This window comes from Nostoc sp. WHI (genome assembly GCF_015714725.1).
Taxonomy (GTDB): Bacteria; Cyanobacteriota; Cyanobacteriia; order Cyanobacteriales; family Nostocaceae; genus Nostoc.
On sequence record NZ_WBKM01000163.1, the window covers coordinates 1 to 3,604 of the forward strand.

3 protein-coding genes and 2 pseudogenes are annotated in these 3,604 nt (G+C 39.0%); 3 read left to right on the forward strand and 2 right to left on the reverse strand.

What is annotated here, in order from left to right; translation table 11 throughout:
• Positions 1-313: 313 nt before the first annotated feature.
• Positions 314-877, forward strand: coding sequence for a pentapeptide repeat-containing protein (locus F8S12_RS17245; protein ID WP_196517365.1), 564 nt, complete (start codon positions 314-316; stop codon positions 875-877).
• Between the two features lie 371 nt (positions 878-1,248).
• Here the strand turns inward: F8S12_RS17245 and F8S12_RS17250 are convergent.
• A pseudogene (locus F8S12_RS17250) lies at positions 1,249-2,284 on the reverse strand (IS701 family transposase).
• A 14-nt stretch (positions 2,285-2,298) separates the two neighbouring features.
• Positions 2,299-2,643, reverse strand: a complete 345-nt coding sequence (locus tag F8S12_RS17255; protein ID WP_196517366.1) for a transposase family protein — start codon at positions 2,641-2,643, stop codon at positions 2,299-2,301.
• Between the two features lie 345 nt (positions 2,644-2,988).
• On the opposite strand from F8S12_RS17255, the gene F8S12_RS42355 reads away from it, so the two are divergent.
• A complete protein-coding gene (locus F8S12_RS42355) occupies positions 2,989-3,213 on the forward strand; it encodes a transposase domain-containing protein (protein WP_442946809.1) in 225 nt (74 codons plus the stop codon).
• Positions 3,212-3,409, forward strand: a pseudogene (locus F8S12_RS42360) (IS4 family transposase); the annotation flags it as partial. The gene F8S12_RS42355 and the pseudogene F8S12_RS42360, both read left to right, overlap by 2 nt.
• Positions 3,410-3,604: the final 195 nt, after the last annotated feature.

The window sequence follows — 3,604 nt, forward strand, 5'->3', positions numbered from 1 at the left end:
ATGCCCAATGCCCAATGCCCAATGCCCAATACCTAATACCCAATGCCCAAAAACAAGATCCCCCTAGTCGTATTTGCATCGAGCTAGGGGGATCACATATATAGTAGTCTATAGTTGGTTCGGTATAGTTGCTTTGTGATTCGATTCTATAGCTTATATTTCAGTTTGAGTAGTATTATCATTAGAATTTATAGTATTTTTACAGCTTCTTAATCAATGCTTCATCCCTGTTCTTCGTTAGGGAAGCCGTATATGTAAATATGACAGTAGGCAGTGTTCGTTACTTGTCATCCTTGAAATATCTGTAAAAAATATGAAACTTAAGATTGTCGCTACCGTTGCTTTGTTAGCTTGTTTCGGGTTTGCAGAGCAGACCTTTGCATTAAATCAGCAAGACTTGGATCAGTTGAAGGCAACGAGTGCCTGTCCCAGGTGCGATTTGAGTGGGGCTGACCTAACTCAACTGAATCTAACTGGAGCAAATTTGCGAGGGGCTAATTTAAGCGGTGTTACATTATCTCAAGTTAATCTCACCAATGCCGATCTTACTGGTGCAAATCTAGAAGGTGCAGCTATGAATTCGGCGAATCTTAATGGCGCTTCCTTAACAGGTGCAAATTTGAAATCAGCATCCCTAGAAAGTGCCGATCTGTCTTATGCCGGTTTCATCAGCGCCAATTTGGAAGCAGCAAACTTAAAAGATGCCAAGTTGCTGTTTACTAATTTTCGGGGGGCTAACTTTCGACTAACAACTCTGGCTAATGGTGTCGTCACCTCCGATAAACCCTATGGCTGGTCATTAGAGCGTCAAAATCCCAGAGAATGTAATGAGTTCAAACCTGAAGATACTCTAGGTACAACCTGCTACACAAAATAACTAGTACAGCAAAGCGGAATTCAAAATGAATACAGCGTAAGCTTTTCATTAATTTGGAATGGGTGGTTTATTTACGGCGTGTTGTACTAGCTTTGAGTCGGCAATTGACCAAGAAGCAGAGGGGCTGAGGATCTGAAGAGTGGAGTTATGATCTGCGTCCGCCAAAAAACTCGTTAATGGAGTTCAGAGCCTCATTAGTGAGGCTCAAAGCCTCATTAAACTGGCTAAGTGACCACCGCAGGCATTGCAAAAGGTAGTTGAAAAATCTAGCTAAAAGCCTTGAAAAGCATATCTGTCATTTAAGCTTTTCTGTCAATGTGTAAGTTTTAAACACAAGCTTATAGGAGTTACGCATTGACAAAAAATCCCATTCATGCGTACGAAGCAACACAATTATTGGTAAGATTTTCTACAATGTAATCACGCAAAACTAAAGTGAATAAGTTTCTTTGCAGTTCATACCAATTAGAAATTATGTTTTCAGAGCGCATTTTTTCTAAACGAACAAATGCTTGAAGTGAACAGAATATGTGTGTTTTAATCGCTTGGCTATCTCTAACCATGAATCGACAAATCCCGCATACTTGTTTGATAGCTCTGTGAAAACTTTCAATTCCCAAATGGGTATCATGAATTGCCACAAATTCGCTTCTAGTTATTTCCTGTAGAGATTCTTCATCTGGTAGATATAATACATAGTGTCTAGAGTCTTCTTTTTTAAAGACTTTCCTAAACAACTTGATAAATCCAAATTCTCTCAAGTGAATTCTCAAACCTTGGTCGGGAATATCCAGACTGCTTACTTGGCAATACTTTCCTGGTTCATTTGAGACAGTTATATTTTTCTCTACCCCAAATAGAAAACCTAATTTCTGGTTTCTTAAAAATTTTAAGTTTTCTACTCCTGAGTACCAACTGTCCCCTGTCACTATTCTTGGCTTTACACCCCAATTTATCACTTCGGTAAGCATTTCTTGAAAATAATCGTTCTTATTCTTTCCCTCCTTTTTGTCGTATATTCTGTAATTAATTGGTACTGAATTTCCATGCACATCACTGTAATACAGCGTGATTAAATTTATTCCTCTGATGCTCTTATGATGTTTCCCAGACCAAAAATAACCGATTAATTCTGCATTCTTTGGGTCACTATACAATTTTTCTACTACTGTGTCATCAACACTTAAAATCCCGCCTACTATATCTATGATTTCCTTGACTGTATCGAATAAATCTTTCGGTTCGTATCTCTCTCTCAGCAAAAATCTGTTCACACTGTCGTGTGACACGTTTTCTAATATCTCTGCTAATCTACAACATCCCCCATGTTTTGGAACTGAAGTGCAAAAACAGCGTGTAATGTTCCAGATTGCATTGTGCTGTGGAGAGTTTGCTGATTTCTCTGATTGTCCGATACCTAGTCAGTGGATGATACTTTTTATCAATCCACTCTTTTGCCACTTTGTCAATGCGTAAGTCCTAATTTTGTACAACTTGAATATTTTCACCAGTTTCTCAAAGTCTACTCCCATGATTACACGTCGGATTGTTGAGTAAGAAGGAACACCATGTTTTTCTATTTCAAATGTTTTTATCAATGCCCAACGATGCCGTTTGACGAAATCTCCCCATGCACGATAACCGACGTATCCATTCATAGTGCCCATTATTACAAACACTAATACCAACCAAAGTGGATGCCTTCGACCATCTTTCGTTCTAAAATCTTCCACAAGCCGCAGTTGTTCAATCAGAGAACTACCCATAATTTTCCTCCCCTCAACACTTGCAATTTTACCTGTTTTAGGGAATGAATCAGCCCTGCCCTAACCCCCCTTAAAAAGGCTACGGTGTACACACAAGTCCTAAAAACCTAACTTGATAGGGCTTTACTCATTCCTGGGCTGCCGCCTGGGAATGCCTTCATTGAGTCTCTGGCTCAATGTCTAATACCAATTCACGAAAAGCCTGATACAAATAAAGCATCCAGAATAAAATCCCAGCCTGTAATAGAAGCCAATACGGTTCAGTTAAGGCTCAAACAGTTGTAAATTAGGTATTGTTTCCAAAAATGGAAATCAAGTACGGTGCATCTGAAAGAATTCTCATTAATGTCTCCCAAGATACAGAGTACTGAGATATTCAAAGCAATAGAGATAGCTATTCCAGCAACTTCAATCGAAGAGGCGATCGCTAAAACTAAAGTCGAAGAGGAACGTCATCGGTCGTTACCAGCACAACTAGTAGTTTGCCTGGTAATAGCAATGAGCCTGTGGTCGAGAGATTCAATGCGGGATGTATTAAAAAATCTCATTGATGGTCGATCAGTTGCATGATTATTTAGGAAGAATACCTGCTAACGTTAAATTTTTAAACGAAGAAGCAATAGAAGATGGTTCTTATTTAAGTTATATTTATCCTTCTAGCAAACTGAGAAAAAAAGGTTTTGAGCCAATACAAGTACGAGTCATTGAGTACACGACTGAGAATCCTGATAACCCAGAAGAACAAATCAAATATCGTTTAATTACAAAAAACAGGGTGTAGGGTGTAGGGTTTAGGGTGTAGGGGTTTAAATAAAAACTTTAGTTCTGAGTTTAAAGCTCAGTTTAAAAAAAGATGTTTTTCGAGACGCAAAGCGCGAGAAAAACAGTGTCCTTGTTACAATCCCACGTTTTTAAACGTGGGTTCCCCACACCCTACCCCCCACACCCTACCCCCTTTGAA